This is a genomic window from uncultured Cetobacterium sp., from assembly GCF_947039425.1.
In the GTDB taxonomy this organism is placed as follows: Bacteria; Fusobacteriota; Fusobacteriia; order Fusobacteriales; family Fusobacteriaceae; genus Cetobacterium_A.
This window is the reverse complement of sequence record NZ_CAMQYW010000250.1, coordinates 1-2,933: the sequence shown is the minus strand read 5'-3', so window position 1 is coordinate 2,933 and position 2,933 is coordinate 1. Positions and strand designations below refer to the sequence as shown.

The following is a 2,933-nucleotide window of genomic DNA, read 5'->3' as shown; positions in this document are numbered from 1 at the left end:
AGAGATTCCAAGTCCATTAAATCCACCATCTGGTTGTGCCTTTAGAACTAGATGTAGCCTAAGTAAAGATATTTGTGCAGAAGAAACTCCTAAATTAATAAATTTAAAAGATGATTATGCTTGTGCTTGCCATTTTATAAAATAAAAATAACCCTCTCTTACTAACACAAGAGAGGGGTATTTATTTTTTCTTATTTTTTTCTATATACAAATAATCCTGTTAATGTTAAAGCTAATGATATTCCCATATACATAGGTGCATTAATTGCTGCATATATAAATATTGAAGCTCCTCCTATTAAAGCAAGCAATGGAACAACTGGATATAATGGTACTTTATATGGTCTTTCTAAATTAGGCTCTCTTTTTCTCAAAATAAATAAACCTAAAAATATTAAACAATAAAATAACCAAAATAGTGCCACTGGAATATCTCCAAATACATCTGGTTTTCCAGTTACAATCATTGTTATTAAATAAATTATTGATAAACACAACATAATTAATGATGAGTTAATTGGTTGTTTATGTTTTTCATCTATCTTCCCTATAAATTCTTTCTTTGGTAAATGTCCTTCAATAGCTAAAGTATAAGGAACTCTTGTCGAAGCTAATATCATTCCATTTAAACCACCAAATGCTGAAATCATAATTCCTAAAAATATAAATTTAGCTCCTAGCGATCCAAATAATTTTGTCGCAACTCCAAACATCCCTACCTTTACTAATTCTTCTGCTGAAAATACATTTAATAAAGCTACATTTAAGAGAACATAAAACAGTGCTACAAATCCTATTCCTAATATAATTGATCTTGGAAGGTCTTTTTTCACATTTTTTAAATCTCCCGCTATTGTTCCAACATATATCCATCCGTCAAAAGCAAACATTACAGGAACTAAAGATAATCCAAGTAGAACAATTGGTGACTTTGTACTTGCTTCTACCATATGTTGTGACATATAAAAAACTCCTGATGGATTATTTTTAGATAAAAATCCAAATATTGTTATTAAAAGTAATGGAATCATTTTAGCCGCTGTTGCAAATGTCTGAATTTTACCACCTACATTTGTTGTTAAAATATTGATACTATATAAAAATATTATTGCAGAAAATGCTGTTCCAGCTACAAAGAAAGTGTTCCCATCTTCTATTCCTAAGAAATTCCCTGTAAAAACTGCAAAATAATACGAAATCAAACCTATTAACGCTGGAAAATATACAATTAATTGAGCCCATCCAACTAAAAAAGCAATTTTATCTCCATATATTTTCTTTATCCAAGCTATCATTCCACCTGTTTCTGGTATAGCTGCCCCAACTTCTGCTGCTGTTAATCCTGATAAAATCGATATCGTTCCTCCTAAAATCCAAGCTAATATTGCTATTTTCGGATTCAATTCTGCTGCTACTAAAATTTGATTTGCTTTGAAAAATATACCAATTCCTATAACTATCCCTACTACCATTGAAAAAGCTACAGAAAATCCATACCTTTTCTCTAAATTTTCTTCCATTAAACATCTCCCTTTTTTGTGGATTTTTTAGTACTACAGTACTATTTTTTTGTTCTATTTTAACTTAAATTTTATCATATTTCCAATACTCTTTCAAGTTTTTTATTTATAGCTTGATTTTAATTTAAAACTATTATATAATTCTTCTGTTAATGAAATAAGGGGTGAAAACAACATGTTAGAAAGAAAAAATAATTACAATAAAATTATCGACTATTCTGCTAAATTTTACTTATTTCCTCTACTTTTTTTTGGTCTTTTATTAAGAAGTTTAGATCATCTATTTTTAAAATTTAAATATCACAAATAAAAATAAAAACTTAAAAAGACATGAAAAATGTCTTTTTTTATTTTTTTGCACATTATTTTCTAATTTATGCCTGTTGTGTTTTATTTAAAAACACATATACAGAAAAAAATATTTTGTATTGATTTTTATCCTTAATCATGTTATAAAAATGGTACGTTACATGAAAAACAGTACAGTTTAATTAACTTTAATATGCTGTTAACTAATTTATTAAGGAAGGTATCACATGAACACAGAAAAAGCACCACAATTCGAACCATTCATTCCTATGAGTGTTGACCTCCCAGAGGCTAACCTAGTAACTCTTATTATGGGAATAATTTTTACAGTAGTATTTGCCATTGCAAATGTTTATTTAGGATTAAAAACAGGTCTTACTGTTGCTGCAGCTATACCCGGTTCTATTCTTGCTAGTGGTTTATTAAAAGCACTTTTTAAAAGAAATAGTATTTTAGAAGCTAACTTAGTTGCTTCTATGGGTGGAGTTGGAGAATCTATTGCATCTGGTATTATATATACATTACCCGCTATTCTTATTTGGGGAAAACAATTAACTCCAATTTCAATTGGAATTATAACAGTTCTTGGAGGATTATTAGGAATTATGTTCGTTGTTCCTTTTAGAGAATATTTAATTGTTGAAGAACATGGAAAACTTATTTTCCCAGAGTCAGTTGCCGTATCTGAAATCCTTATTAATGCTAATAGAGGTGGAGACGGACTTAAAGTTGTTATGAAAGGTATCTTATCTGGAGGTATTTTTAAATTTATAGGTGGGGGATTAGGAATATTCAACGAAGACCCTATTTGGGCTGTTAGTAAACTTTCTACATCTTTTGGTATAAGTGCCGTTGCCTCTCTTATAGGTGTTGGATTTATCGTTGGATTAGAAGTTGCAATATTTATGTTTGCAGGAGCTCTTCTTGGTTGGTTTGGATTTATCCCAATTATTAAATTTATTGGTGCACATTCAACTACTGCTATTTTCCCAGGACCAATCCCTATTTCACAAATGTCATCTATAGAAATATGGTCATATTATCTTAGATATATTGGTGCTGGTGCTGTTGCTACTGGTGGATTTATTTCTCTTATTAAATCTA

Annotated in this window: 3 protein-coding genes; 2 read left to right on the top strand and 1 reads right to left on the bottom strand. The window is 29.5% G+C overall.

Features of this window, described 5'->3' with window-relative positions; genetic code table 11:
• Positions 1 to 4: 4 nt before the first annotated feature.
• Complete coding sequence (locus Q0V09_RS09990) at positions 5 to 145, top strand: oligopeptide/dipeptide ABC transporter ATP-binding protein (RefSeq protein WP_297489134.1); 141 nt, start codon at positions 5 to 7, stop codon at positions 143 to 145.
• Positions 146 to 191: 46 nt separating this feature from the next.
• Here the strand turns inward: Q0V09_RS09990 and Q0V09_RS09985 are convergent, their stop codons facing one another.
• Positions 192 to 1,520 (bottom strand): APC family permease, encoded by a 1,329-nt coding sequence (locus Q0V09_RS09985; protein WP_297489131.1) that lies wholly within the window; start codon positions 1,518 to 1,520, stop codon positions 192 to 194.
• Positions 1,521 to 2,056: 536 nt separating this feature from the next.
• Between Q0V09_RS09985 and Q0V09_RS09980 the strand changes: the two genes are divergently transcribed.
• The coding region (locus Q0V09_RS09980; protein WP_297489128.1) for an OPT/YSL family transporter at positions 2,057 to 2,933 on the top strand (877 nt) is incomplete at its 3' end.